This is a genomic window from Clostridium sp. DFI.1.208 (assembly GCF_024463855.1).
Lineage (GTDB): Bacteria > Bacillota_I > Bacilli_A > Erysipelotrichales > Erysipelotrichaceae > Clostridium_AQ.
On sequence record NZ_JANGCA010000001.1, the window covers coordinates 80,551 to 105,866 of the forward strand.

A 25,316-nucleotide genomic window follows, 5' to 3' on the forward strand; every position below is an offset into this window, starting at 1 on the left:
GTTCCTTTTGTTTCAAAGCATAACATTTGCTCAAAATATGTCGTTTTATGCGGATTTTAAGCCATATTTCTGGATTTCTGAAGCATCCATTCGACAAAGACACCATACCCATTGGAAGGGTGTGAGGTGATCACATGCGTAACAGCACCGATGATTTTACCATCCTGCACGATCGGTGATCCACTCATTCCCTGCACAATACCGTTTGATGCAGTGGACAGCCGCTCATCCGCAATCGTAAATTCAATACCCTTGACATCTGCTGTATTCTGCCGATGCACCTTTGTGATTTTAATCGTGAAGGGCTCAATCGTGTTACCCTGCAGCACGGTATACATGACAGCTTCGCCTGTATGCACCTCATCATGCTTCGCCCAGGGCAGAGCCTCCACATTGCGCAGCATGGAATCATAGTGTCCATAAATACCGATATTGGTATTTGCCAGCACATTGGCAAAGGCTGAAGAGAAATCGATCTCCGCATGCTTTTCTCCCGGTATGTTATCCTGTGCCTTCGTAATCGATACAACATTGGCCGGATACAGACTTCCCGAAGGAACCTCTGCAATCTGCTTTAAGTCGGAATCCATAATTTCATGCCCCAACGCTCCATAGGTGTTGTTGGAGGGATCATAATAGGTCAGAGTTCCAACGCCAACGATTTTATCCTTTACATACAAGCCGCTTTTGAATGAACGTGTGGAGGCATCATACGTAGTTTTCAAAGTAATCGGTATGGTGCTGGAACCGCGCCGTATTTCGACCGGTATTTCATTGACAGCCTGCTGAAAGGCAGACAGCTGCTGATACAAGTCATCCATGGAGGATATCGGCACCTGATTCACCTTAACAAGAATGTCACTGGGCTGGATCGTGCCGCTGGGGTCGTAGGTTTCCCCCTGTACGACAAACGGATAGGTACCCGTGATCATCACGCCATCATAATTCAGCTGGATACCGATGCTGTCTCCGCCCAGATACAGCTCATCACTGGCATGAATGCCGGTTGGCAGCAATAGGGACAGAGCACATAAAAAAGCAACTATTTTTTTATACAAAACGCTCACCTCCTGAAGATAGTGTGGTTCTTCGGGAGATGGTCATGTCAGTTAATTATTACCTGTTTCCTTGCACGCAAGCTCATACAGCTCTCTTGATGCGCGCAAAGCGCTGTCACTGGCACTGCCCTGTGATATCACTGCCATTTCCTGTATGCGCTCTTCCTCGCTCAGCAGACGTATCGTTGTTTCCGTATGTCCGCTTTCCTGATGCTTTTCAACAACATAATGCTGCTGGGCACAGGCCGCAACACTTGCCAGATGCGTTACGCAGAACACCTGTGTCTGCTGGGCGAGCTGACGCATTTTCTTTCCGATGGAAAAAGCAACACTGCCGCTGACGCCGGTATCAATTTCATCAAAGATGATCGTATCGATTCCCGTCAGCCTGGTGAAGACACTTTTCAACCCCAGCATGAAGCGGGAAAGTTCTCCGCCGCTGGCTGTAGCCTGTAAAGGACGCAGCCGCTCGCCGGCATTCATGGATACCAGAAAGGTGATCCTGTCGTTTCCCTGTGCATTCCCATCAAAGGGCTCCAGTGCGACGTGAAAGCGTGCATTGGGCAGCTGTAAGTCCTTTAGCTGCTGCAGAATCAGCTGCTCCAGCTCCTTCGCCTTTTTTTCACGCAGGAGATGCAGACGGGCACAATCTGCTTCATATACCTTTTTAGCCTTTTCCAGCTCTTTTTCGGATTTTGTGATAAAATCCTGACGGTGCAGAATACTGTCAATTTTCTTTTCCAGAAAGCTGCGCTTTTCCATGACTGCCGCATAGCTGCCGCCATATTTTCGCTGAATTTTGTGTATCAGAAAAATTCTTTCCTGAACTTCATGGAAGCGTTCTTCATCGAATTCCAGCTCCTCCAGATGGGTACGGACACGCGAGCATTGCTCATCCAGCGCATAGTATACATCCAAAAGCTGTGCAGCCGCGTCCGTGAAGGTTTCATCCTCCGTCAGCGGATGCAGCAGGCGATAGCTTTCGTAAATGGAAGAAATCGTCCCCTCATCCAGCAGTGCAACAGCCTGGGCAGCTGAGGAGCTCAGCTTTTCATAGGCCATCATGTGCTTTTGTTCCTGCTCCAGCTCCTCCAGCTCTTCTTCCTGCAGCTGTGCATCATCAATTTCATTCAGCTGAAAGGTCAGAAATTCCAGATCGTCCTCATTATAATCACTATGGAGTGCTTCCTCCAGTGCATCCTTCATCGAACGATAAAGCTGATAGCTTTGCTTTGTCTTTGCCAGCAAATCTTCATCCTGGGCAAAGCGATCCAGCAGCAGCTGGTGAGAAGCCGCATTACGCAGATACTGTGTGTCATGCTGGGAATGAATATCGATCAGCTGAGAAACAATCTGCTTTAAAAAGGAAACAGTCGTCGTGCGCTGATTGATCCGCGCAATGCTTCTTCCCTCCTTCGTTACCTCACGGGTAACGATCAGCAGGCCATCCTCGCTTTCATAACCGGCATCCTGCAGCAGCTGCAGCACGGGATGCTGCGCTGCAATTTCAAAAACGCCTTCAATCACTGCCCTGTCACAGCCTTCCTTGATCATGTCGCTGTTGACACGATCTCCCTTCAGAATTCCGATGGCATCCATTAACAGAGATTTTCCGGCACCGGTTTCTCCGGTAAAGGCCGACATGTTGTCATGCAGCTCCAGCTGCACCTCATCCATCAGTATGAAATTTTTCACATAGATCTGTGTAAGCATATTCTCACCTCTTTACTGTATAGTTTTTAACAATTTCCCGAATGGGAAAAACCTTATGTGCTTCCGTATGCTTTAAATGCATGACGAATTCCTTATTGCCATCCCTGCCCAGTACACTGCTGGCACACAGATGATGTACATACAAGCCGAGCGTTTTCACATAGTCACACATGGACTGTAAAACCTCGATATGCACCTTTTCATTTTTTACGATTCCATGCTTGCCGACGTTTGCTCTGCCTGCTTCAAACTGCGGCTTTACCAGGGCAACGATTTCCATATCGGCAAACTGCTCCGCCAGCACCGGCAAAATCTGCCGTATGGAGATAAAGGATACATCCATGCAGGCAAAATCCGGACGTGGATCAAACATATCCTTGTTCAGATAGCGGCAGTTGATGCCCTCCATATTGACGATGCGTGCATCGTTTTTCAGCCGTTCGAGCAGCTGATCCCTTCCAACGTCCACAGCGTAGACAAGACGTGCTCCGTTTTGCAGGCAGACATCGCTGAAGCCTCCGGTACTTGCGCCGACATCCAGAACAACGCGCCCCTTCAAATCGATAGCAAAGGGCTCCAGTACGTCATACAGCTTAAAGCCTGCGCGGGAGGCAAAGGCTGTTTCCGCCTCTTCCAGCTGAATATCCATGGATTCATCCACCGGCATACTGCATTTTTTAGCAGCCCTCCCGTTCACTAGCACTCTTCCCTCCTGTATGGCATCCTGTGCTCTTGCACGGCTGTCACACAGACCCTGCGTACTTAAATATACATCCAGTCTCATTGCTTTCCAGGCCTCAGATAGCTTGTGATGATTTCAAACAGGGTATTCATATCCAGATGCTCCAGCTTTCGCAGCTGCGGCAAAGAGCCGTGCTCTACGAAATGATCATCAATGCCCATTCGTACAAAATGCGTCGTATACTGATGGTCATTGGCGAATTCAGTGATGGCACTGGATAAGCCGCCGCACAGCATATCCGGCTCAAAGATGATCACCGGCTGATCCTCCTCACAGACAGAGGTTAGCAGTTCCTCATCCAGCGGCTTAAAGAAGCGTGCATTGATTACCCGAATCGGCAGCTGATTCACTTTTGCCTTGGAAATGATGCGATCCACATCGGGTCCGTAGGTGATGATCGTTAGCTCATAATCCTCACGAATCACAGTCTGTGTCCAGCTTCCCGATGATATATACGTATACTGCTTTACAGGCTGATAGGATACATTTCCTCTAGGATAGCGTATCGCATAGGGATGGTCGTTCTGCGCAAACGCAGAATACAGCAGATTCTGTGCTTCCAGCGCATCCTTGGGCTGGGCCAGTATCATATTTGGAATGGGCCGCAGCATGGCGATATCGAAAACACCGTGATGCGTTTCACCATCCTCACCGACCAGCGAGCAGCGATCGATACCGATGACAACCGGCAGCTGCATACGTGCCACATCGTGACTGATCTGGTCATAGGCTCTTTGCAGGAAGGAGGAATACACAGAGATAAACGGACGAATATCCTGCGTACAAAGCCCTGCCGCAAATGTCATTGCGTGCTCCTCTGCAATACCGCAGTCAAAGGAACGCATCGGATAGCGGTCAAAGAATGCAGATAGCTTACTGCCGGATTTCATAGCGGGCGTAATGGCGACAATGCGTTCATCATGTTCGGCCAGCTCCATCAGCGTTGCAGAAATGACCTCACTCCAGCTTTTGTGTCCGGCTGGAAGCTTTGCCAGAGATTCTCCGGTTTCCGGATCAAATTGGCTGACACCGTGCCATTTCCCTTCCCGATCCTCTTCCGCATAGCGATAGCCCTTGCCTTTTTTTGTTATCACATGGACGACGATGGGACCCTCATGCTGTCGGGCAATTTTCAGCACCTTGATCAGCATCTTTAAATCATGCCCGTCCACCGGACCGATATAATCCAGATTAAAATCACCGAATATAGAGGTATCCACCACATTTTCCTTGACCGCATTCTTCATGCTTTTCATGGTATGCAGTAACGAGGAACCCATACGGGAGGTGGATAATGCACCCTTTAAGTCTTCCTTTAATGTCGTATAGGGCTTGCTGGTCCGCAGCTTGGTAAACGCTTCATCCATCGCACCCACATTTTGTGATATGGACATATTGTTATCGTTAAAAATAATGACCATATTACGCTGTTCACTGCCGATCTGATTCAATGCTTCCATCGCCATACCACCACTCAATGCACCATCTCCTATGACCGGTACGATCTGATAGGTATCCTTATGCAGATCGCGTCCTACCGCCATGCCCAGTGCCGCAGACAGCGAGGTGGAGGAATGTCCGGCCTCCCAGACATCGTGCTCGCTTTCCTTGCGCTTCTGAAAACCGGCGATTCCCTTATACTGTCGCAAACTTGCGAACTGATTTCCCCGACCGGTCAGAATTTTATGTACATAGGACTGGTGACCGACATCAAAAATAAATTTATCCGTTGGAGAATCAAAGACATAATGCATGGCCAGCGTCAGCTCCACCACTCCCAGATTGCTGGACAGATGTCCTCCGGTTTTGGCAATGCTTTGAATCAGGAAGACACGTATCTGCTGTGCCAGATCCTGCAGCTGCGCGATGGAGCATTCCTTGATGTCCTTTGGCTGTTTGATATCGTAGATGTTCATGCAACCGCTCCTCTCAGTTCTTTCGTTTCATCAGCTGGTCAAACAGCTTTCTTACCGGTGCTGCATCCAACTGCAGCGTAGCGAGCTGCGCAAGGGCCCGCTGGTAATAGACGTCCGCTTCCTTTTGGGCAGCCTCGATTCCCATCAGCGTAACGTAGGTTGTTTTATCATTTTCCGCATCACTGTTGATGTTTTTTCCAAGCTCCTCAACAGTGCTGGTAACATCCAATATATCATCCTGTATCTGGAAGGATAGTCCGGTATCCGCCCCAATGCGCTCCCACACCGCTACATCCTCATTGCGTTCCGCAATCAACGCGGCACAGACGAGCGGCAGACTCAGCAGTCTTCCGGTTTTATAGTAATGGATATCCTGCAGTCCTGCGTGATCAATGCTTGGATTTGCCTCACCCTCCAGATCCTTGATCTGTCCAAGTATCATGCCGTTTGCTCCGCTGAAATCGGAAAGCAGCTTTAAAATCTCTACAAGCACCTCTGCGCGGCAAGTACACATTGCTGCTGTATGAAAGGCCTGCGTCAAAAGGGCATCCCCTGCCAGAATGGCAACATCCTCGCCATATTTCACATGACAGGTCGGCATGCCTCTGCGCAGTGTATCATTGTCCATCGCCGGCAGATCATCATGAATCAAGGAATAGGTATGGATCATTTCAATCGCAGCGGCTACAGGATAGCCGATCGACTCCTCAAGACCATAGGCACGCAGCACTGCCAGCAGCAGCTTGGGGCGTACTCGCTTGCCGCCTGCCATCAAGGAATACTGCATCGCCTCACGGACTCTGCTGTGCTCCAGCGTATCCAGACAATGGGACAGATAGCTTTCAAAATCAGGCATTGTCGCTGCCCTCCTGATAGGTATTTAACAGCTCCTGCACACGATTCTCAAAATTTTTCAGCTGTGAATCACAGGAATTCACCAGCTGTAAGCCCTCTTCAAACAGGGCGATAGCATCCTCCAGCTCAATTTCATTCTTTTCCAGTGCGGCGATGATTTCCTCCAGCCGGCTCATGGATTGCTTAAACGGCAGTTTCTGTTCCATTATAGTTTCTCCTTCTTCTCAATATTGGTATATAAATATCCATCCTGCATGCGCAAGCGCAGCTGATCGTGTTGTTCTACATCCTCCACGCTGGATATCACTTCATCACCATGATAGGCAATGGCATATCCGCGAGACAGGCTTTTCAGCGGGGAATAGGCATCCAGCAGTGCACTGATATTTCCCATCTGGCGTTTCCGCTGGATATCGTAATTGTGCAGTGCCTGTGTTAAACGAAGTCTGCTTTCCGCAATGCTGCGTGTGTTCTTTTGAAACAGGCGTTCACTATGTATGGCAAGCTTATGGGAATTCTGCTTCAGCCGCATAGCCAGAGAAGCAACCGTAGTTTCCACAATGCTCAGCTGCTGCACATGCATGGCAAGCTTCATTTCCTCTTCCCGTATGTAGCTTAATGGATCGCGCATATAGCGGTGTGAACGAATCGGCTCCAGGGCCTGTTTTGCCATATGCAAACGCGTTTCCATGTCCTTTATTAAACGCCGCCGCATCAAAGATACGTTCATGCGCACCTCTTCCAGATCTGGCGTGATCAGCTCTGCGGCAGCAGTCGGTGTCGGCGCCCGGGCATCGGACACATAATCCACCAGGGTCGTATCCGTTTCATGACCGACACCGCTTACGATGACCGTCTGCATGGCAAACACGGCGCGGGCGACTGCTTCCTCATTGAAGCACCACAAATCCTCAATCGGTCCACCGCCTCTTGCCAGCAGGACAACATCGTGTCCGCCCTGATCCGCTTTGCGCAGATTATCCACAATGGCCTCACTTGCCTGAATGCCCTGTACCAGACTCGGATAGACCACAACCTCAGCCAGCGGCCAGCGCCGGGAAATCGTCGTCAGAATATCCTGCACGGCAGCTCCGGTTTTCGCAGTGATCACACCGATGCTCATCGGATATGAGGGAAGCGGCTTTTTCTTCTGCGGATCAAACAAGCCCTGTGCAGCCAGCTTCTTTTTGACTTCCTCCAGCTGCAGAAACAAATCGCCCAGACCATCCGAGCGTACCGCTGTCACATACAGCTGAACACTTCCCCCTGCCTCATACATGGAAACAGAGGCCGTTACGATGACCTTCATGCCTTCCTTTAACAGAATATGACAGCGTCTGGCATGGGAAGAAAACATAACACAGCTGATTTTGGCACGGGTATCCTTTAGGGTAAAATACCAGTGTCCGCTGCGGTGATTGGTAAAATTGCTGATTTCCCCCTTGATGAGAATGGACTGGATACGGATATCATTGTCCAGCGTCTGCTTGATATAGTGAACCAGCGAGGATACACTATAAACATTCTGACTCATAGACGATCCAGTACCCCGTTGATCAGACGATAGGTTTCATCGTCACAGTATTTTTTCGCAAGCGTGATGGCCTCATCGATGACAATCGCCTTCGGTGCCGTTTCCAGATCCAGCTCACATGCTGCCATGATCAAAATGGCCTGTTCCACAAAGCCAAGACGCGCAAACGTCCAATCCTGGCGAAGTGCCGCATTGATCTTATCGATGTAGACATCCTGATAACGGATGGCATCGATGGTCACCGTGTATAGAAACGGATCGATCTCATTGGTTTCACTGTTGTCGTATACACACTCCTTGATATCCTTCTGTAATAAAAAATGCTGATACAGGCTGGTCATCGCCAGTTCCCGTAGTTTATGTCTGCTGTTCATAGAAATCCTCCATTCATCTTTCTTATTTTATCATATTTGACTGTTACTTTTAAGTCTTAGCTCCTGCTAATTTTTACACTTTTCGCTGCCATACACAACCTGTGCACTCGGCACGACACTGCTGGCAGGCGTCGTATGACTGCTTTGGTCATCGAAGAAGATATGCGCACCAAATGCCTTCAGCACCTCGCGCTTTGTGATACCGCCCAGAAAGAAGGCCTCATCAATGCGAACATCCCAGGCTCTTAGCGTACGGATCACCCGCTCGTGCGCCGGTGCATTGCGGGCGGTCACAAGAGCGGTGCGTATCGGTGCATGCCCTTCAAATTCCTTTTGCAGTGCAGCTATCGTCTTGAGAAAATGTGCAAAGGGACCCTCCGGCAATACCTGACGGGCACAGGCTCTTTCATGCTCCGCGAATGCTTCCAGACCGTCCTTTTGATAAATCTGTTCGCTCGCATCGGAAAACAGAACGGCATCCCCGTCAAAGGCTATCCGAATCTGCTCAATATCCTGCAGCGGATCATAGCCCTCAGTGGCATTTGTATAAATACGTCCCGCCGCAAAGCCGGCAGCCAGTGCCGCACGTACATCCTCCTCATTGGCGCTTAGAAACAAATCCACACCGAAGGCATCCAGATACCCGGTTAACCCGCCTCCGCCGCTTAATACTGCCCGTGTGATATCCAGTCCGTAATGGGCAATCGAAGAGAAAATGCGCAAAGAGGTATCCGCACTGTTGCGTGACATGATCAGCACCTCAACTCTTCGCTTCTTACTTATCTCATTCAGCTTCAGCAAAGCCTTTACCAGAGCAAACCCACTGCCCGGCTTCAAAATTTCCTGCTCATGCGCCAGCTGATATTCACTATACGCCTGTAATCCCTTGGTTTCATATATGTAGTTTTCATCATCCAGATCAAACAATGCCCGGCTGGATATCCCGATTACCAGGCAGTCTTCAAGACTTACCGCCATGTATACACATCCCTTCTGTTCAAGTAAAAAAAAGAAATCCGTAAGGATTTCTTTAAAAGATAAAGCCAACGACGTGGATATCGATGATATCCGGTGTATACCCGGTCATATGTTCAATATTTTCAAAGATCTTACTCTGTACCTTGCTTGATTCTTCATTTACGTTTACGCTGTACTTTACCTTTATGTCGATGGACAAGATCAGCTGATCGTTCACGATTTTGCAGCTGATCGGATATTTAAACGGTGTAGCGCTGTCCGCCAGCCGAATGTTTTCATCCTCTTCGACAACGATTTTCGCAATCGTCTGGAATGCAGATTTGCTGAGTGCGATTACACCTGCATTGTTTCGTTCCTTTAATGCAATATACTCTTGAGCCATTTTCATCACCTTCTAGGCTTATTATACCAAAAAGATTTCCTATTTGAAAGTAACTTCCATCAAATATTTGTGATTTGTAGCATCCTGTGCCTTCTGCATGATCGTTTTCGCAATATTTTTGTCATCCTTCTGTTCAAAAACCGAAATGATGCAGGTATCTCCGTTGATTTCCACTGCTGTCTGATAGCCGTCCTTCTTCAACAGGTCAACCACGCTTTTCTGCATGCTTTTCTCATCCTTCAGCTCATCGATTGCCGCAAGTGCTTCTTTCTTTGCGCCGTCATCACTCTTGGTATCCGCTACAACACTGGAATTGCGGTTGATCTCCTCTTCCTTTTTCTGGTCGATGCTATCCTGCAGCTTTGCCGAATCCTCTGCCGATTCTGATGTATCTTTCTTCTGTTCCTGTGCTTCTTCCGTCTTGCCCTGCGCATCCTCTGTCTTTGTTGAAGCTGTGTTTTCCTTGTCTGCATTCTGATCAGACTGGGGAGCCTGCTCCTCCATGACACTGGTGGAATCCGCCGGCAGTGTCACATAGTAGACAGACAGCATCAGAATCAGAGAGAACATGGTCAGAAATGCAAGTGCTTGTTTATTCATAAAAAGTGCCCTCCTTGCTATTACACCCTATGCAGGAAGAACACCTCTTATACCAGTTATTTCACTTTTGAAAAATATTGTTTATGCGCTGCATCCAGTCCTCATAATAGGCGCTGCGATACTGCATGAAGTCGGAATAGGAGATCACACGGTTCTCCAGCTCCTCGATAAAGCGTACAAACGCCTTGTTGATGGCAACCATTTTATCGTCGTGAATGATATCAATCGTACCAATTCCGCACAGTGAGTTCGCCAGAATGCGGGCGCATTCCTCATGCAGCAGATCGCTTTGATCCATCGGCAGACGGACAAAGCTTGTATTCAGCCAGTAATTGTCGACCAGATAATTCTTGATGACGTTTAAAAACAGACAGAAATCCTCCATGTTATTTCCCGGCTCGATGGCGAACAGCATCTTAAAGAAGACAAACCAGTCATAATCGCGGTTCAGCACGGAAATCAGATAATTCCCCAGAATATGCACAAAGACATCCTTTGAATAGAAATCCGCATCCATGAGAATTTCATTTTCAAAATCCATCTGGATGGAATTCAGCTTTTTGAAGGTCCGGAATAAAGAGGATATGCGATCATTATTACCGCCGTCAAAGCGAATATCCTTAATGAAGATATAATGTCCCAGAATGGTAGACACACTTTTCAGATTCATCGTAAAGCCGATGGACTCGTTCATCTTCAATGCAAACAGATCGTTGATGGCCTTGGAAATCTGCTTCTCAAAGCTGGTTTCCGTAATACTCGCATCACTCAGTGAGGTTTCCTGCATCTGATTGTAAATGATGTTCAGCTGCCGGTCGGTAATCGTCAGATTGGCCTTGATGCTGGCAAGCAGATCCTTCATGAAGTCATCATACACATAATAATTTGTATTCTTATACACCAGCTTATGCTCGATTTCACCCCAGAAGGAATGCACAAGCGCCTTGATCTGCAGCTCCACATTGACCTTTTGTCCGTCCTTCAGATAATAGCCGTCAATGCGGTAGATGGCAAAGCCGTTTTTCTGAATCTGGGGCTGTCGTGAGGCACAGTCCAGAAAGAAATTCGGATTGATTTCATTATAATAGAAGCCATCCTCTTCGTTGCGGATAGTGAGCGTTTCCCGTATTTTGTTGAGCACATTGTATTCATCCTCAATGAAACGACATTCGATAATAAAGCCGATCAAATCGCTTAGATTATCCAGAATCCCCTGCGCACTGTCATTTTCCACATAAAAGCGGTTGCGGATGATCTTTTCCCGCAGGCTTTCCTTTGACTTCACACGTGAATTGATATCGACGATCATTTCACTGGACTCCTTGAATACCGCAATCAGATACTGCTCGATTTCCCGTTCAATTCCATGATAAAATTCATTATTTTCTGAAAGCAGGGCTAATGCTTCATCAATCGTGTCAAATACCTTTAATCGCATAGGGCTGACTCCTTTCCCTTTTCAAAATAGGAACGTGTCGTTGCCAGGTCTTTTTTCAGCTGTTCACCAAGTGCGCATGCATCCGGAAATTTCTGTTCCTTGCGAATATAGGACAGGAACCGGAAGATGACCGGCAACTCATAGATATCCTGATCAAAATCCAGAAGATGTGCTTCAATGGACCCTGTTTCCTGATAATTGTAGGTTGGGTTGTTACCGACGTTTATCATCGCCCTGTGCCATGTTCCCAGCACCTTGACCGCCCCCACATAAACCCCCTTTTTCGGCATGACATAAAGCTCCTTCAGACGCAGGTTGGCCGTAGGAAAGCCATTCTTTTTTCCTACGTGACTGCCCCCCTTGACACTTCCCTCCATATCGTACCAGCGTCCCATAAAACGAGCCGCCTTTTCCATATCGCCCTCCTGAATCAGCTCTTCAATACGCGAGGAGCTGATTTTCTTATGCTCACTACTGACCTGATCGATGACATGCACATCAAAATCCGTCTGTGCAAGCAAAGATTGTGCATCCCCCTCCCCTTTTCTTCCATAATGGAAATCATATCCGCAAACCAGAGTATCCAGTCGCAGCGGCTTGAGCACTCTCTCATGAAATTCCTGCGGGGATAAATCCGCCATCTCTTTGGAAAAATCAAGAACGATCCAGTATTCGATCCCCAGCGTCTCTGCAATCCGCATCCGCTGCTTCATCGGGGTGATGTGCGGGATATCCTGCAGTCCCTTGATCACACACCAGGGATCGGGATCAAAGGTGATCAGGGCACAGCGGGTATTGCGCTTTTTCGCAACACGCTTCACCTCCTCAATCAGCTTCTGATGTCCCAGATGCAGACCGTCAAAATAGCCGATACAGGCTGTCAGTGGTTCTTCCACAGCCGCAGTCTGCGTTTCATTTATATGCAGTACCTTCATATCTTCACCTACCATAAGCCGCGGACACAGCGAAACACCTCTGCATCCTCACGCTGATAGATAGCGACGATGCTGCCGTTATGCGTAATGGCGACATCATCCGCCTCACAACGCAGTGTGATTTTCTTTCCGTTATAAATATCCGCAGGCTTTTCATATTCCACAGGCGCATAATGGGAAAGTACCTCCTGCAGTGTGTGCAGCTGGAACCGTCCCTCCATGACATCCTGTAATGTGACGCATTGAGAAAGGGAAAAACGTCCGACCTTCGTTCGTACCAGTGAGGACATGCATCCCAGATTTCCTGTTTTCCGTGCAATATCATGACACAAAGAGCGCACATAGGTGCCCGAGCTACAGCTGACTCTGAACATCAGCTTCGATGCATCCAGTGCTTCAATATCATAAATGGTTACCTCACGCTCAGGACGCGTTACCTCTTTCCCTTCCCGTGCATATTCATAAAGCTTTCTTCCGTTTACACGGACACTGGAAATCATAGGCGGCACCTGCTTCTGCACACCGCGAAAGCTGTCCAGAACCCCCTGAAAATCATCAATCGGCTGAATCGGTGCTTCCTCCAGCGGGTCCGTCCATATATCATCGCTGATCGTACGCATTCCTAGCTGCAGTGTCGCAACGTATTCCTTGTCTGTATCCTCCAGAAACGGCAGTGCCTTGCAGGCCTTGCCAATCAGAACCAGCAGCACACCGGTCGCATTCGGATCCAGTGTGCCGCTGTGTCCGATTTTCGTTGTATGTAAAATTCTTCGCAGACGTGCCACCACATCATGCGAAGTCATATTCTGTTCCTTGTTTATTAGTAAAATACCGTCCATCTTATCACCGTCACTAATTATACCATAGATTTTTCACAAAACATGAGAGGAATATGTGAAAGTGAAAAAAAGCATGGTATAATAAAACGGTTTCTAAAGGATGTGAAAAAATGGAGCTACATACAATATTAGGGGATATACGAAAAGCGGATCAGGATTACCAGCTGATCGATGACGGTGATCGCATTGCCGTAGGGGTGAGCGGTGGTAAGGACAGCATGGTGCTGTTGACTGCACTGCACATGTATTCAAAATTCGCAGACAGAAATTTCGAGGTGGTCGGCATTCACATTAAGCTCGGCTTCCCGAATATGGATTTCAGCGAGGTTGTGGCTTTCTGCCAAAACCACGGTATCGCCTTTCACCAGTTTGATTCCAAGGTATATGAGATTTTGAAGCGGAATCCGGATAAGGAGGGCAACATCAAATGCAGTCTCTGTTCCAAATTTAAAAAGGCAACGGTCATCGAGGCCGCAAAGAAGCTGAACTGCACAAAGGTGGCATTCGGCCATCACAGCGATGATGCTGTGGAAACCCTGCTGATGAATGCGATACACGGCGGAAAGCTGGCAACGTTTTTACCCAAGATGTATATGTCACGAACTGACACCACCTTTATCCGTCCGCTGGTTTATTCCTATGAGAGTGAGATTTTATCTGCGCTGGAGCGAAATCAGATTCCGTATGTGAAAAGCACCTGTCCCAATGACGGGTATACGGAGCGACAGGCGATGAAGGACATGCTGCAGAAATTTTACAGGAGCTATCCAATGGCACAGAAAAATTTCATCCGGATGCTTTACAACGAGGATCAGGTAGAGCTGTGGCATAGAGAGGGTGACCACAAGGCAGAGAAAGCGAAAGCTATGTCCGTACTTCTGAAGGAGGAAGGAGATTTGCAGCTGACACGCCATGGGGTTCATTATTTTATCGTCTATTCGCACAGCGACACCCCCAAGCAGCGCCGTCATTTGAAAATTCGTGAAGAGGAAAGCAAAGCCATCATGGATGGAACAGCAATCAGGGAAATCTTTGAGGCATATGCTCCTGGGAAGGATTGATAGTAAAAAAAACGTCAGAGACGTTTTTTTTCTATGTTCACAATGTGTAGATGTTCCCTTACCTTTTGATCGTTCCTTTTTCTATACTGACATGTCCTGCTGATACATGGAACGCTTCTATCCTGCAGCAGAATATATTGCTATTGCAGCGATGCAAATCTTATGCGATAAGCCCACGCATATTGCGTCAGGAAAATGCATATGGATGCGCTCGGAGTAATTTGTTAGCAAGCTGGCAGGCCTAAATCATACGGCGAATGGCAGCCCCCTGTCTTTATTCCCTGCTTTTTACCCTTTTTACAGCCTACTTCTCTTCCAGATAGTACGTCGCTTCCATATCTGCCGTACTTAGAGCGAATGCCAGCGGATACATTTCAAAGGCTGCGCCGACATTTCGCACCTCTTCACTGCCGCTGAATCCCATATGATAGCGAATGGCAAAGGCTTCCTCTCTGCTCAGTCGCATAAAACCGGTGATGATATAGACGCTCTTTTCGCCATGACCATACGGCAACCTGTCATCATATTCGTAATAGGGAACCTGTACCCACTGTCCATTCACCTTCTGATTGCGCGTGCTTTCCTTATAGCAGTTGATCTTGCATATATCATGCAGCAATGCCACAATAGCAATCGTTTCCTCATTATAATCCATATGATAGCATTCCTTTACCCTTGGACGGCTCAGATAATCCTTCAAACAGTCGTACACATTCAGGCTGTGCTCCAGCAGTCCCTGTGTATGAGCACCATGAAAGCGGGTACTTGCCGGTGCCCGAAAGAAATCACTATGCTCCGACAGCAGGTATTCCAGTAGCTTCTCGCTGCCCTCCCGATGGATATGCTCCCTGTATATTGATAAAAACCGTTCCTTGTTCTCCATAAGCGTTCCTCCGTACGTATACTAATATTATAACAGGTATTCTTACCTGTGAAAATTACAAAAAGCAGGAAAACGCTGCGAAGCACAAAACAAATTGTATCTCGTGAATGCTCTAAGCTGCTTTTGCAGGCTTCTGAAGTGTTCTGACATTCATAGCTAAAAACAAAAAACAGATGAATTTTCATCATCTGCTTTATAGTGCCCAGGAGGAGAGATCTTTCCCTGTAAATACAGGTGGGTCCCCTGTGTAATTTTTTAGGATCCCTACAGTCTTACCTAGGATGTGCAGGTATTCACACCAAAATACAACATCCGGAGTCCCTTATCTCTAAGTGTAGGAAAAATTTGTACCTCCTGGACATCTATAGTATATCATGGATTGATGGAAATAATACTCTTGACTTTATTTTTTTTGTTGTTCCATTTTCATTGTCTGTATCCGCTTATGCTCGAGGATTTTTAATCGGATATTTTATCAGAATTGCATACAAAATGCAAATATTTGGCTTCCTGCATTTTTTGTATAGGTTTTACTGATATTTCACAACCTAATGATGAGGTGATAATGATGGCAGTTGCACATAAGGGAGCTATTTCCTTCGGTCTGGTACATATTCCCATTCAAATGTATCGAACCACCAGAGATGTGGATATTTCCTTCAACCAGCTCTGTAAGAAGACACATGAACGTGTGCATTATAAAAAATACTGCGGACATTGCGATAAGGAGCTGAAGGCAGCCGATATCGTAAAGGGATATCAGTATGAAAAGGATAAGTATGTCATTATGGATAATGAAGAGATTGATGCCTTAAAGGCAGAAAAGGATCGCACGATTACGATTCTACAGTTTACACAGCTGCAGGAAATCGATGATATCTATTATGAGAAAAACTATTATGCCGTGCCAGAAAAGCATGCGGAAAAGGCATATGAGCTGTTGCGGGATGCCATGGCAAGGCTGTCTGTTGTCGCAATCGCAAAAACGGTGATCGGCACAAAGGAAACTTTGCTGGCGCTCTGTCCCGATGATGACGGTATTCTGGTGAAGACATTGTTCTATGAGGAAGAGATTGCCGAAAACCCAAAGGCTTTCGCCCGTCCCAAGCTGGTCAAGGCAGAAAGTGATATGGCAAAGCAGCTGATTCAGTCGATGACCAAGCCCTTTGACCCCAGTGATTACCATGATGAATTTCAGGAACGACTGCGCTCTGCAATCGAAGAAAAAATCAGTGGTCAGCATATTGTACATGCCAGTGACCGCAAGCAGGATACTGCGACTCCAGTCGATTTGATGGAGGCCTTGCAGCAGTCTCTTTCTGAAATGAAGCCCAAGGGAAGACGCAGGAGCGTGAAGCACTGATGGACTTTGCTGCCAGAGATGCTTCTCCGATGCTTATCGGGCTGGAGCAGCCGGCCTTCGATGATGAGGATTACATCTATGAGTGGAAGCTGGATGGTGTACGCTGTCTGTTGTATCTGGATAAAGACAGCACCGAGCTGAGAAACAAACGAAATCTGAAGCTGAATGCTAAATTTCCGGAGCTGTCACAGCTGCACCGGCAGGTAAAAACGCGCTGCATTCTGGATGGTGAGCTGTATATTTTTCATGATGGAGAGCCTGATTTCTTTCAGGTACAGAAGCGGACACTGACCTCGGACCCATTTAAAATCCGTTTGCATTCCCGCCAGTTCCCTGCCAGCTTCACCGCCTTTGACATCCTCTATTACAAGGATGCATTCGTCATTGATCAGCCGCTCATGAAACGCAAACAGCTGCTGGAAAAGACAGTTCAGGAAAATGATCGGCTTTCGATCTCCCGCTATATCGAAACCAACGGTATTGCGCTGTTTGAGCTGACAAAGCAGCGCTGTCTTGAGGGAATCGTCGCCAAACGCAAAGACAGCCGCTATGTGTGTGGAAAGCGCACGAAGGACTGGATCAAATGCAAGAATCTGCTGGATGATGACTTCATCATCTGCGGCTATATTATCAAGGAGAAAGGCATTGTGTCTCTCATTCTGGCACAGTATGACCAGCACCATCAGGTGGTATACAAGGGACATGTGACCATGGGTGCATCACTTCCCTATCTGATGGAACATAGTGAAAAAACCGATACCAGCTTTTTAACAACGATCCCTGAGGGAAATGAAGAAGCCGTATGGATCGATCCGCCACTGGTAGGAACGGTAAAATTCATGCAGTATACAGAACAGGGCGGCTTGCGACAGCCGGTATTCAAAGGCTTTCGTGAGGATAAAGCAATTGCGGACTGTCAAAGCAAGCTCTAACCACGTAAGGCAACACTGCATACAAACGATGTATCAGGACTGAAATAAAGACAATCTGAATCCGGATGCTTTTTCATCCCTATAGATTGTCTTTTTTTGTTTATGCTGTTTGTTGATTTGCGAATGCTCATGCGGAAAGATCCCTTGTTTTATTGCGCACAGATAAGGCGGTCCCCTTCTCCTGTACGCTTTGATTATATGATATGCCGCAGCTTCTCTTGTGCAGCTCATCCCTAAATTTTCCCTACTTACCCCTGTCACTGTGCCACTTACCGTTATCCGTATTGCATATAATATCGGTTTCATTGTAAGGTGGTACTGCAAGGAGGAATGATTATGAACGTAATCGACGTATCCCATTTGAATAAAAAATACGGGAATTTTACTGCAGTGAAGGATATTAGCTTTCACGTGAAGGAGGGGGAGCTGTTTGGCTTTCTGGGTATCAACGGTGCCGGAAAGTCAACGACGATTCACATGCTCACTACCCTCTTACGACCCAATGAGGGTACAGCGCTGATATGCAATCATAGACTTGGCAAGGACAATCAGGAAATACGCAAGTGTATTGGTGTCGTGCAGCAGCAGAATAGTCTGGATGATAAGCTGAGTGTCCGGGAGAATTTGTTGATCCGCGGCGCTTTATATGAAAACAGCCGCAGCGCTTTACAACAGCGCGGAAAACAGGTGTGTGAGCTGCTAGAACTCCAGGAAATTGCGGCAAAGCGGTACGCTCATCTTTCAGGCGGACAGAAGCGGCGCTGTGAAATTGCCGCAGCATTGATGCATGAGCCTAAGATTTTATTTCTGGATGAACCGACTACCGGACTTGATCCGGCAACGAGGCAGTCGGTATGGAATTGTATTGAGCAGCTGCAGAAAAACCGCAATATGACTGTTTTTCTCACAACGCATTATATGGAGGAGGCCGCAAAGGCAGCCCATATTGCCGTTATTGATCAGGGGGAGCTGATGGAATATGGAACACCCTATGAATTAAAAGATCGCTACGCAAAAGACAGACTCATCCTCATCGCAGCAAAGCAAGAAAAGCTGGCAAAGCTGTTGACTCGTCTGCAGGTTTCCTATCAGCACCATGACCAACGTTATCTGGTAGAGTTGAACAATACCATGGACGCCCTGCATATTCTGCCAGCGGTACAGCCCTATATCGAAGGCTTTGAGGTGCTGCAGGGGACGATGGATGATGTATTCCTAAATATCACCGGGAAAGCACTGGAGAAGGAGGCAGCCCAATGACAACGTTATATACGCTAACCAAACGACATATCCTGCTATATGTCCGTGATCGCTCCGCAGTATTCTTTTCCATGCTTTCTGTTTTGATTGTCCTGCTGCTGATGCTTGTATTTCTGGGCGATATGAATAAAGATGAACTGATGCAGCTGGTTCAGCAAGCGCAGGGCAGCATTCAGGAAGCGGATGCTATGCATCTGATTACCATGTGGACAATCGCGGGTATACTCGTTGTCAATGCCTTTACCGTCCCTATTACCATGATCGGTATATTCATTCAGGATAAGGAACAGAAAAAACTGGAAAGCTTTTACTGCTCCTGTGTTCCCCGCTCGATTCTGATGCTGTCCTATCTGCTCTCTGCTGTGGTGATGGGCTTTGTCATGTGCATCCTGCTGTTGGTGCTGTCCTTTTGTTATGTAAGCTTTTCCGGTTATGCCTTTCTCAATCTTTCTCAGGCCCTGCAGGTCTGTGGTCTGTTGCTGCTATGCACCTTTGTATCCAGCGCTCTGGTTGCACTGATTGCGCATTGGGTGAACAGTGACCATGCCTGGGGTGCCTTTTCCACGCTGGCAGGTACTCTCATCGGTTTTCTGGGTGGCATCTATCTTCCTGTCGGTATGCTGCCAAGCGCTGTACAGGGCGTCTTGAAAAGTCTTCCCTTTCTGCATGAAACAGCAATTATGCGTGATATTTTTACGGCATCAGCCCTGCGTGATCTATTTCATACGCTGCCTGCTTCCCTTTTCAATACCTATCGTGAAGCAATGGGAATCACAGTCTCTTTGAACAATCAGACGCTTTCCATCCACATCCAGATTGTCGCTTTGCTGCTTTGTGGTATAATAGCCTTAGCTATAACCGTATATTTATTGAACAAACATACGACATTCAACAGATAGGAGGCCTCAGCTTGAAAATCATCATCGAAGAAAAAACATCCAGAGAGGATGAAGACCTCATTATCGTCCGATGTGCTTCTCTAAACGAATCCGTTCTGAAGCTCCTCCAACAGCTGAAAGCCGGTGATGAGCGAATCACCTGTACAAAAAACGGAACCATCGCCAGAATCCGGCCGGATGATGTTTATTATTTTGAATCCGTTGATAACAAGACCTTCCTCTATACGGAAAAAGATATCTATGAAATACGGCAGAAGCTGTACGAAATCGAAGACAGCTATGCCGGACTTGATTTCTTCCGCTGCTCGAAATCCACCATTGTAAATCTAAGTAAAATCCGCTTCCTTTCTCCTGTTCTCGGCAGCCGTTTGGAGGCTACCCTGCTCAACGATGAAAAAATCATAATATCAAGACAATATGTAGCCGCACTCAAAGTGCTGCTGAAAATATAGGGAGGTTGCTTATGCGTGTTTTAAAAGAACTGATGTTTACATTTTCTGCAATTACTACCTGTACCGTTATCGGTGCTGCCATTTATATCAGCATATTCTGGAAGAATCCCGAGCTGAGCAGTGCCATTCTGTGGCAGATTATCGTCTGCAGCTTATTGTGCACTTTGGGCAATCTGCTGTTCCGCAAAGAACCCAAAAGCAGACGGCTGTACTATGGCATCGTTTTCCTGCATTATCTGTATATCAACACAGTTGTGCTGTTGAGCGGACTGTATTTTGAATGGTTCTACCTTAACAGCATACAGATGGTTCTCAGTATGCTGCTGATGATTGCCTGTATCTTTCTGATTGTATACACGACACTGCAGCTTCGATCAAAACGGGATACGATGCTTATGAATGAACGTCTGCAAACGTATTATAAAAAGAGAGCATCATGACAAAAAGCGGCAAATGAGTTCCGAATTCGTGAGGATTTCACTCATATCTGCCGCTTTTTTACTACCATAGCTGCGCCTTCCTTTTACATACGGAAAAGAAAATCGTTTACTTTCTTCAGACATTCCTCTATTTCGCCATACCTGTACACCTTAGCTTTGCTCCCAGTGCATGTTGCCTGAGCATACAGGCTGTAAGGGAGGCATATGGCAAAGAAAAAAAGAGATTTCGTATGCTGTTTCATAATGCAAACAATAACATTTGAAATCTCTTCCTTTTATCGTACTGGTCAAGCAACACGTTCTATATGAAGGCGCTTTTTACTTTACTCCTCGGTAATTGCAATATGCAATTCCTCCAGCTGTGCCGCATCCACCTGTGTCGGCGCATCACTCATCGGACATTTTGCATTTGCATTTTTCGGGAAGGCGATCACATCACGGATGGACTCACTCTCGGAAAGAATCATCGCGATACGATCTAGCCCAAACGCAAGACCTCCATGCGGTGGTGTCCCGTATTTCAGAGCATCCACAAACCAGCCGAAGTTTTCCTGTATCTTCTCTTCGGTAAAGCCCAGCACCTCAAACATCTTGTCCTGCATGGCACCGTCGTAAATACGCAAAGACCCGCCTCCCAGCTCATATCCGTTTAATACGACATCATACGCAATGGCACGCACCTTACCCGGATCACTGTCGATATACTGCATATCCTCATCTCTTGGTCTCGTGAACGGATGGTGCATTGCATACCAGCGGCCATCTTCCTCACTGTACTCAAACATTGGGAAGTCCGTTACCCACAAATATGAAAATTCATCCGACTTCTTTAAGCCAAGCTCTGCACCGAAATGATTCCGCAATGCGCCCAGTACCTCACAGGTCGTTCTCCATGCATCGGAAACAATCAGAACTAGGTCTTCATTCTTCAGGCTTAAACGCGTAACGAGCGCCTGTATTTCGTCCTCTGTTAAGAACTTCACGATCGGTCCGCTCAATTCCTCATCCTTGTATTTCAGCGTTACCAGACCCTTGGCACCGTTTTTCTTCGCCAGTTCGGTAATCTTATCAATTTCTTTTCTGGTCATGCCGGCTTTTCCAGGAACCACAACAGCCTTGATGCTGCCCTTGCTTGCAATACAATCCGCAAACACCTTGAATCCACAGCCTTCAAACAGCTCTGTTATTTCCTGCAGCTCCATGCCAAAGCGATTATCCGGCTTGTCACTTCCATAACGATTCATGGCTTCTGTCCAGGTCAGGCGCGGAAATGGAATGCTGATATCCATTCCCTTGACATCCTTCATCAGCTTCTGCAGCATCTCCTCCATCATTGTCTGAATTTCCACATCGCTTAAAAAGCTAGTTTCCAGATCGACCTGTGTGAAATCTGTCTGTCGATCGGCACGCAAGTCCTCATCACGGAAGCAACGGGCAAACTGATAATAGCGTTCAAAGCCGGATACCATCAACAGCTGTTTGTAAAGCTGCGGCGACTGCGGAAGTGCATAAAAGCTTCCTGGGTGTACACGGCTAGGCACCAGATAATCACGAGCACCCTCCGGCGTACTTCTTCCCAGCATCGGCGTTTCAATTTCGATAAACTCCTTGCTGTCCAGATACTCCCGCATACTATGTGTGATTTTATGACGCAGGACCAGCTTCTGCTGCATCACAGGTCTTCGTAAATCCAGATACCGATACTTCAAACGGGTATCCTCCAGCGCATCGGTCTCATCCGCAACAATGATCGGCGTTGTCTCTGCCCGATTGATAATGGCTACGGCGCTGACCTTAATTTCAATATCTCCTGTCGCAAGCTTCGGATTCTTATCCTTCCGCTCACTGACACAGCCCTTCACTTCCAAAATATACTCATTGCGGACATCCCGAATCTGTTCAGCAATCCCCTCATCAAACACCAGCTGTGTAATTCCGCTGCGATCCCGCAGATCGATAAATACCAGCGATCCGAAATTTCTTCGTTTCGCAACCCATCCGATCAGGGTCACCTCTTTGCCTGCATCGGATAAACGCAGTTCTCCATTTGTATGTGTTCTGTTCATATCCTCACTCCCTATTCTTCATGATTGCAGGTGCAGTTCTCTTCCCCGCATGTGCAAATATGTGCATCCTCTGTTTCACCAAACATGGCATCCATCGTATCGACAACCGCATCCAGCGCCACATTGCTCTGTTCCTGCTTTTCTATGTTTTTCATTGTCACGGTGCCGTTTAAGATATCCTTTTCGCCAACCATGATAGCCACCTTCGCCTTCTTGCGATCCACGGTTTTAAACTGTGCCTTGAAGGAGCGGTTCAGATAATCGGTATCGCAGCGATAGCCTGCAGCACGCAGCTCCGTTACAATCTGTAATGCGATGGTCGCAACCTTAGGAGACAGACAGAGGACATAAGCATCCAGACCTTCCTCATCAGCCAGCGAAATTCCTTCCGCTTCCAGGGCAATCAATAGACGTTCCAGACCCATCGCCCAGCCGATGCCGCTCATTCCTGCCGGACCTCCGAAATATTCCACCAGACCATCATAGCGTCCGCCGGCAAATACCGTTGATTGCGCACCCATCTCCTTATTGACGGATACGACTTCAAATACGGTGTGCGTATAGTAATCCAGCCCACGCACCAGCTTGTCATCCACCTCATAAGGGATACCAAGGGCATCCAGACCATCCAGCACCTGCTGGAAATAGGCCTTGCTTTCCTCATTCAGATAATCCGCCATCTTCGGAACACTTTTCATAACTGCCAGCTCATGATCCACCTTGCAATCCAGAATTCGCAGCGGATTCTGCTCATAACGGCGCTTGCAGTCGGTACACATGCTGTCGATATCGTTTTTGAAATGCTCCTTCAGGGCTGCACGATACGCTGCACGGGAGGCATCATCCCCCAGCGTATTGATCAGCACCTTCATATCCTGTAATCCCAGTGCAGATATAAACGACCAGCCAAGGGCAATCGTTTCCACATCCAGCAACGGGCTCTTTGCCCCGATAACCTCAACGCCAAACTGATTAAAGATACGCATTCTTCCCTTCTGCGGACGTTCATGACGGCACTGCGGTCCAACATAATACATTTTCATCGGCAGATCGGCATAGCCAAACATCTTATGTTCAACAAAAGCTCTGGCAACACCCGCCGTTCCCTCCGGACGCAGGGTCAGTGAGGTAGCACTGTTTTCCAGCTGAAAGGTATACATTTCCTTATTCACCATATCACTGGAATCATTTCCTCTTTTAAATACATTGGTATGTTCAAAAATCGGTGTACGAATTTCCTGATAGTTGTAAACGTATGTAAACTGACGAATCAGCTCCTCCAGACGATGCCATTTGCCGATTTCCTCCGGCAGAATATCCTGTGTTCCTCTTGGTACCTGATAGCTCATATGGTTTCCTCCTATATCTCTTCTATGATTCTGCCCATAATCAGACAGATTAAAATAAAAACGCGCCACCAACAAAGGACGTCGGGAACGCGGTACCACCTTATTTCACTCACACGGAGTGCAGCTTTACCTTTAACGCAGGTTGCATACGATTATCCATTTCCTGATAATTCCTCCAAAGTGTCCGACTGTGTTACTTATAGAAAGGACTTTCACCAGCCGTCCCTCTCTCTGCACTATGCTTCACAAAGTCTCTCTTTTTCATCGGATGTACCTATAGTGTACTCATTTCATCTTTTTTTGTCAATAATTTATTGAAAAGATTATGTTCCCCTTCCTCTTTTTTGCTGCGATTCCTGATCCAGCATATCGAAAATCATGAAACTGCGTTATCAAAAAGGTATGCAGCCTTCCATTTGCAATCCCGCCTTTTTGTGTTGTATCCAAACGATATCAAAAAAGGTAATGCCTGTGCATTACCGTCTTTTGTTTCTATTCCACAGAATCGTTTATATTACGAACATTGTGATATACCTGCTGTACATCATCAACCTCGTTCGTCAGGTTTACCAAACGCTGAAACAGCATTAGCTCCTCACCCTGCAGCTCTACATATTCATTAGGAAGCATTGTGTCCTCCAGAATATCAAACGTAACTTCAGGAATCAGTTCTTCGATGGCATCCTTAGCTTTGTTCAGCTCTGTAGGCTCAACCGTAATGGTCATCTGCCCTTCTTCAACCTCAATATCCTTTAAATCGACCTCCGCCATGATCAACGCGTCCATCATCGCTTCTTCATCGTCATATTTTATGGAAATCAATCCCACATGCTCATAGTTAAAGGAAACACAGCCACTGACACCCAGCTTTGCATGAGATTTATTAAAGCAGCCACGTAAGTCGGCTATTGTACGATTTGCATTATCTGTCAGACAGTCCACAATAATCGTTGCCTGACCACCGGAACCAAAGCCTTCATATGTAGCAGCTGAATAGTTCTCATTGGTACCACCCTTGGCTTTTTCAATCGCACGCTTAATAACATCCGCCGGTACCTGATTCGCCTTGGCACGCTCGATTACTTTTTTCAAAGACGCATTCATGTCAGGGTCAGGTACACCTGCTTTTGCCGCCATCAGAATTTCTTTTCCATAACGGGAATATAGTTTAGCTTTTACCGCTGCTGTTTTTGCCATGGAAGCGGCACGCACTTCAAAATGTCTACCCATTGTTTAATCACCTTCCA

General features: G+C 47.1%; 25 protein-coding genes. 7 read left to right on the top strand and 18 right to left on the bottom strand.

What is annotated here, in order from left to right:
* Positions 1–56: 56 nt before the first annotated feature.
* The 14 genes from NE665_RS00450 to truB all read right to left on the bottom strand — a co-directional run bounded on the left by NE665_RS00450 (position 57) and on the right by truB (position 13,364).
* On the bottom strand, positions 57–1,058 hold the full coding sequence (locus tag NE665_RS00450) for a SpoIVB peptidase S55 domain-containing protein (RefSeq protein ID WP_117441627.1): 1,002 nt from the start codon (positions 1,056–1,058) through the stop codon (positions 57–59).
* A 51-nt stretch (positions 1,059–1,109) separates the two neighbouring features.
* A complete protein-coding gene (gene recN, locus NE665_RS00455) occupies positions 1,110–2,771 on the bottom strand; it encodes a DNA repair protein RecN (protein ID WP_117441626.1) in 1,662 nt (553 codons plus the stop codon).
* A 4-nt stretch (positions 2,772–2,775) separates the two neighbouring features.
* Positions 2,776–3,555, bottom strand: coding sequence for a TlyA family RNA methyltransferase (locus NE665_RS00460; protein WP_117441625.1), 780 nt, complete (start codon positions 3,553–3,555; stop codon positions 2,776–2,778).
* Complete coding sequence (gene dxs, locus NE665_RS00465) at positions 3,552–5,429, bottom strand: 1-deoxy-D-xylulose-5-phosphate synthase (protein WP_117441624.1); 1,878 nt, start codon at positions 5,427–5,429, stop codon at positions 3,552–3,554. Before dxs ends, NE665_RS00460 begins: the two co-directional genes overlap by 4 nt.
* A 13-nt stretch (positions 5,430–5,442) precedes the next feature.
* Positions 5,443–6,285, bottom strand: a complete 843-nt coding sequence (locus tag NE665_RS00470) for a polyprenyl synthetase family protein (protein ID WP_117441623.1) — start codon at positions 6,283–6,285, stop codon at positions 5,443–5,445.
* Positions 6,278–6,490: an exodeoxyribonuclease VII small subunit gene (gene xseB, locus NE665_RS00475; RefSeq protein ID WP_117441622.1), complete on the bottom strand. Its 213-nt coding sequence runs from the start codon at positions 6,488–6,490 to the stop codon at positions 6,278–6,280. The genes NE665_RS00470 and xseB overlap by 8 nt, the downstream gene beginning before the upstream one ends.
* The gene (xseA, locus tag NE665_RS00480) at positions 6,490–7,818 is read right to left on the bottom strand and encodes an exodeoxyribonuclease VII large subunit (RefSeq protein ID WP_117441621.1); all 1,329 of its coding nucleotides are present in this window, start codon (positions 7,816–7,818) and stop codon (positions 6,490–6,492) included. The genes xseB and xseA overlap by 1 nt, the downstream gene beginning before the upstream one ends.
* Complete coding sequence (gene nusB, locus NE665_RS00485; RefSeq protein WP_117441620.1) at positions 7,815–8,192, bottom strand: transcription antitermination factor NusB; 378 nt, start codon at positions 8,190–8,192, stop codon at positions 7,815–7,817. Before nusB ends, xseA begins: the two co-directional genes overlap by 4 nt.
* 66 nt (positions 8,193–8,258) lie before the next feature.
* Positions 8,259–9,170, bottom strand: a complete 912-nt coding sequence (locus NE665_RS00490) for a 5'-nucleotidase (RefSeq protein WP_117441619.1) — start codon at positions 9,168–9,170, stop codon at positions 8,259–8,261.
* 52 nt (positions 9,171–9,222) lie between these two features.
* The gene (locus NE665_RS00495; RefSeq protein ID WP_002609026.1) at positions 9,223–9,552 is read right to left on the bottom strand and encodes an Asp23/Gls24 family envelope stress response protein; all 330 of its coding nucleotides are present in this window, start codon (positions 9,550–9,552) and stop codon (positions 9,223–9,225) included.
* A 39-nt stretch (positions 9,553–9,591) separates the two neighbouring features.
* On the bottom strand, positions 9,592–10,152 hold the full coding sequence (locus tag NE665_RS00500; protein WP_117441618.1) for a SpoIIIAH-like family protein: 561 nt from the start codon (positions 10,150–10,152) through the stop codon (positions 9,592–9,594).
* A 61-nt stretch (positions 10,153–10,213) separates the two neighbouring features.
* On the bottom strand, positions 10,214–11,590 hold the full coding sequence (locus tag NE665_RS00505) for a RelA/spoT family protein (RefSeq protein ID WP_117441617.1): 1,377 nt from the start codon (positions 11,588–11,590) through the stop codon (positions 10,214–10,216).
* Complete coding sequence (locus NE665_RS00510; protein ID WP_117441702.1) at positions 11,581–12,525, bottom strand: bifunctional riboflavin kinase/FAD synthetase; 945 nt, start codon at positions 12,523–12,525, stop codon at positions 11,581–11,583. Before NE665_RS00510 ends, NE665_RS00505 begins: the two co-directional genes overlap by 10 nt.
* Before the next feature lie 8 nt (positions 12,526–12,533).
* Entirely contained in the window at positions 12,534–13,364 is an 831-nt protein-coding gene (gene truB, locus NE665_RS00515) for a tRNA pseudouridine(55) synthase TruB (RefSeq protein WP_178759736.1), read from the bottom strand.
* Positions 13,365–13,474: 110 nt separating this feature from the next.
* Between truB and NE665_RS00520 the strand changes: the two genes are divergently transcribed.
* A complete protein-coding gene (locus NE665_RS00520) occupies positions 13,475–14,425 on the top strand; it encodes a tRNA 2-thiocytidine biosynthesis TtcA family protein (RefSeq protein ID WP_178759737.1) in 951 nt (316 codons plus the stop codon).
* Between the two features lie 304 nt (positions 14,426–14,729).
* On the opposite strand, the gene NE665_RS00525 is transcribed toward NE665_RS00520, so the two are convergent.
* On the bottom strand, positions 14,730–15,308 hold the full coding sequence (locus NE665_RS00525; protein ID WP_117441614.1) for an HD domain-containing protein: 579 nt from the start codon (positions 15,306–15,308) through the stop codon (positions 14,730–14,732).
* Between the two features lie 568 nt (positions 15,309–15,876).
* On the opposite strand from NE665_RS00525, the gene NE665_RS00530 reads away from it, so the two are divergent.
* The 6 genes from NE665_RS00530 (at position 15,877) to NE665_RS00555 (ending at position 20,654) form a co-directional block, all read left to right on the top strand.
* The gene (locus NE665_RS00530) at positions 15,877–16,671 is read left to right on the top strand and encodes a Ku protein (protein WP_117441613.1); all 795 of its coding nucleotides are present in this window, start codon (positions 15,877–15,879) and stop codon (positions 16,669–16,671) included.
* Entirely contained in the window at positions 16,671–17,603 is a 933-nt protein-coding gene (locus NE665_RS00535) for an RNA ligase family protein (protein WP_117441612.1), read from the top strand. The genes NE665_RS00530 and NE665_RS00535 overlap by 1 nt, the downstream gene beginning before the upstream one ends.
* 336 nt (positions 17,604–17,939) lie before the next feature.
* On the top strand, positions 17,940–18,863 hold the full coding sequence (locus NE665_RS00540) for an ABC transporter ATP-binding protein (protein ID WP_117441611.1): 924 nt from the start codon (positions 17,940–17,942) through the stop codon (positions 18,861–18,863).
* Positions 18,860–19,762, top strand: coding sequence for an ABC transporter permease (locus NE665_RS00545; protein ID WP_117441610.1), 903 nt, complete (start codon positions 18,860–18,862; stop codon positions 19,760–19,762). The genes NE665_RS00540 and NE665_RS00545 overlap by 4 nt, the downstream gene beginning before the upstream one ends.
* A gap of 11 nt (positions 19,763–19,773) precedes the next feature.
* Positions 19,774–20,214, top strand: a complete 441-nt coding sequence (locus tag NE665_RS00550) for a LytTR family DNA-binding domain-containing protein (RefSeq protein ID WP_117441609.1) — start codon at positions 19,774–19,776, stop codon at positions 20,212–20,214.
* An 11-nt stretch (positions 20,215–20,225) separates the two neighbouring features.
* Positions 20,226–20,654: a DUF3021 family protein gene (locus NE665_RS00555; RefSeq protein ID WP_117441608.1), complete on the top strand. Its 429-nt coding sequence runs from the start codon at positions 20,226–20,228 to the stop codon at positions 20,652–20,654.
* A gap of 323 nt (positions 20,655–20,977) precedes the next feature.
* On the opposite strand, the gene aspS is transcribed toward NE665_RS00555, so the two are convergent.
* From aspS to NE665_RS00570, 3 genes are all read right to left on the bottom strand, one after another.
* Positions 20,978–22,720 carry an aspartate--tRNA ligase gene (aspS, locus tag NE665_RS00560; protein WP_117441607.1) on the bottom strand — a complete coding sequence of 581 codons (1,743 nt, stop codon included), beginning with the start codon at positions 22,718–22,720 and terminating at the stop codon, positions 20,978–20,980.
* Between the two features lie 11 nt (positions 22,721–22,731).
* A complete protein-coding gene (hisS, locus tag NE665_RS00565) occupies positions 22,732–24,069 on the bottom strand; it encodes a histidine--tRNA ligase (protein ID WP_117441606.1) in 1,338 nt (445 codons plus the stop codon).
* A gap of 492 nt (positions 24,070–24,561) precedes the next feature.
* Positions 24,562–25,299 (bottom strand): YebC/PmpR family DNA-binding transcriptional regulator, encoded by a 738-nt coding sequence (locus tag NE665_RS00570; RefSeq protein WP_117441605.1) that lies wholly within the window; start codon positions 25,297–25,299, stop codon positions 24,562–24,564.
* Positions 25,300–25,316 lie beyond the last annotated feature (17 nt).

Excerpts from the sequence above, each read along its gene's own strand:
- NE665_RS00500 (WP_117441618.1), bottom strand. The coding sequence starts at position 10,152 with ATGAATAAACAAGCACTTGCATTTCTGACCATGTTCTCTCTGATTCTG.
- hisS (WP_117441606.1), bottom strand. The coding sequence starts at position 24,069 with ATGAGCTATCAGGTACCAAGAGGAACACAGGATATTCTGCCGGAGGAA.
- xseB (WP_117441622.1), bottom strand. The coding sequence starts at position 6,490 with ATGGAACAGAAACTGCCGTTTAAGCAATCCATGAGCCGGCTGGAGGAA.
- NE665_RS00545 (WP_117441610.1), top strand. The coding sequence starts at position 18,860 with ATGACAACGTTATATACGCTAACCAAACGACATATCCTGCTATATGTC.
- NE665_RS00540 (WP_117441611.1), top strand. The coding sequence starts at position 17,940 with ATGAACGTAATCGACGTATCCCATTTGAATAAAAAATACGGGAATTTT.
- NE665_RS00460 (WP_117441625.1), bottom strand. The coding sequence starts at position 3,555 with ATGAGACTGGATGTATATTTAAGTACGCAGGGTCTGTGTGACAGCCGT.
- NE665_RS00470 (WP_117441623.1), bottom strand. The coding sequence starts at position 6,285 with ATGCCTGATTTTGAAAGCTATCTGTCCCATTGTCTGGATACGCTGGAG.
- NE665_RS00505 (WP_117441617.1), bottom strand. The coding sequence starts at position 11,590 with ATGCGATTAAAGGTATTTGACACGATTGATGAAGCATTAGCCCTGCTT.
- aspS (WP_117441607.1), bottom strand. The coding sequence starts at position 22,720 with ATGAACAGAACACATACAAATGGAGAACTGCGTTTATCCGATGCAGGC.
- NE665_RS00510 (WP_117441702.1), bottom strand. The coding sequence starts at position 12,525 with ATGAAGGTACTGCATATAAATGAAACGCAGACTGCGGCTGTGGAAGAA.
- NE665_RS00525 (WP_117441614.1), bottom strand. The coding sequence starts at position 15,308 with ATGGAGAACAAGGAACGGTTTTTATCAATATACAGGGAGCATATCCAT.
- nusB (WP_117441620.1), bottom strand. The coding sequence starts at position 8,192 with ATGAACAGCAGACATAAACTACGGGAACTGGCGATGACCAGCCTGTAT.
- recN (WP_117441626.1), bottom strand. The coding sequence starts at position 2,771 with ATGCTTACACAGATCTATGTGAAAAATTTCATACTGATGGATGAGGTG.
- NE665_RS00555 (WP_117441608.1), top strand. The coding sequence starts at position 20,226 with ATGCGTGTTTTAAAAGAACTGATGTTTACATTTTCTGCAATTACTACC.
- NE665_RS00530 (WP_117441613.1), top strand. The coding sequence starts at position 15,877 with ATGGCAGTTGCACATAAGGGAGCTATTTCCTTCGGTCTGGTACATATT.
- NE665_RS00520 (WP_178759737.1), top strand. The coding sequence starts at position 13,475 with ATGGAGCTACATACAATATTAGGGGATATACGAAAAGCGGATCAGGAT.
- NE665_RS00570 (WP_117441605.1), bottom strand. The coding sequence starts at position 25,299 with ATGGGTAGACATTTTGAAGTGCGTGCCGCTTCCATGGCAAAAACAGCA.
- NE665_RS00535 (WP_117441612.1), top strand. The coding sequence starts at position 16,671 with ATGGACTTTGCTGCCAGAGATGCTTCTCCGATGCTTATCGGGCTGGAG.
- truB (WP_178759736.1), bottom strand. The coding sequence starts at position 13,364 with ATGGACGGTATTTTACTAATAAACAAGGAACAGAATATGACTTCGCAT.
- xseA (WP_117441621.1), bottom strand. The coding sequence starts at position 7,818 with ATGAGTCAGAATGTTTATAGTGTATCCTCGCTGGTTCACTATATCAAG.
- dxs (WP_117441624.1), bottom strand. The coding sequence starts at position 5,429 with ATGAACATCTACGATATCAAACAGCCAAAGGACATCAAGGAATGCTCC.
- NE665_RS00495 (WP_002609026.1), bottom strand. The coding sequence starts at position 9,552 with ATGGCTCAAGAGTATATTGCATTAAAGGAACGAAACAATGCAGGTGTA.
- NE665_RS00490 (WP_117441619.1), bottom strand. The coding sequence starts at position 9,170 with ATGGCGGTAAGTCTTGAAGACTGCCTGGTAATCGGGATATCCAGCCGG.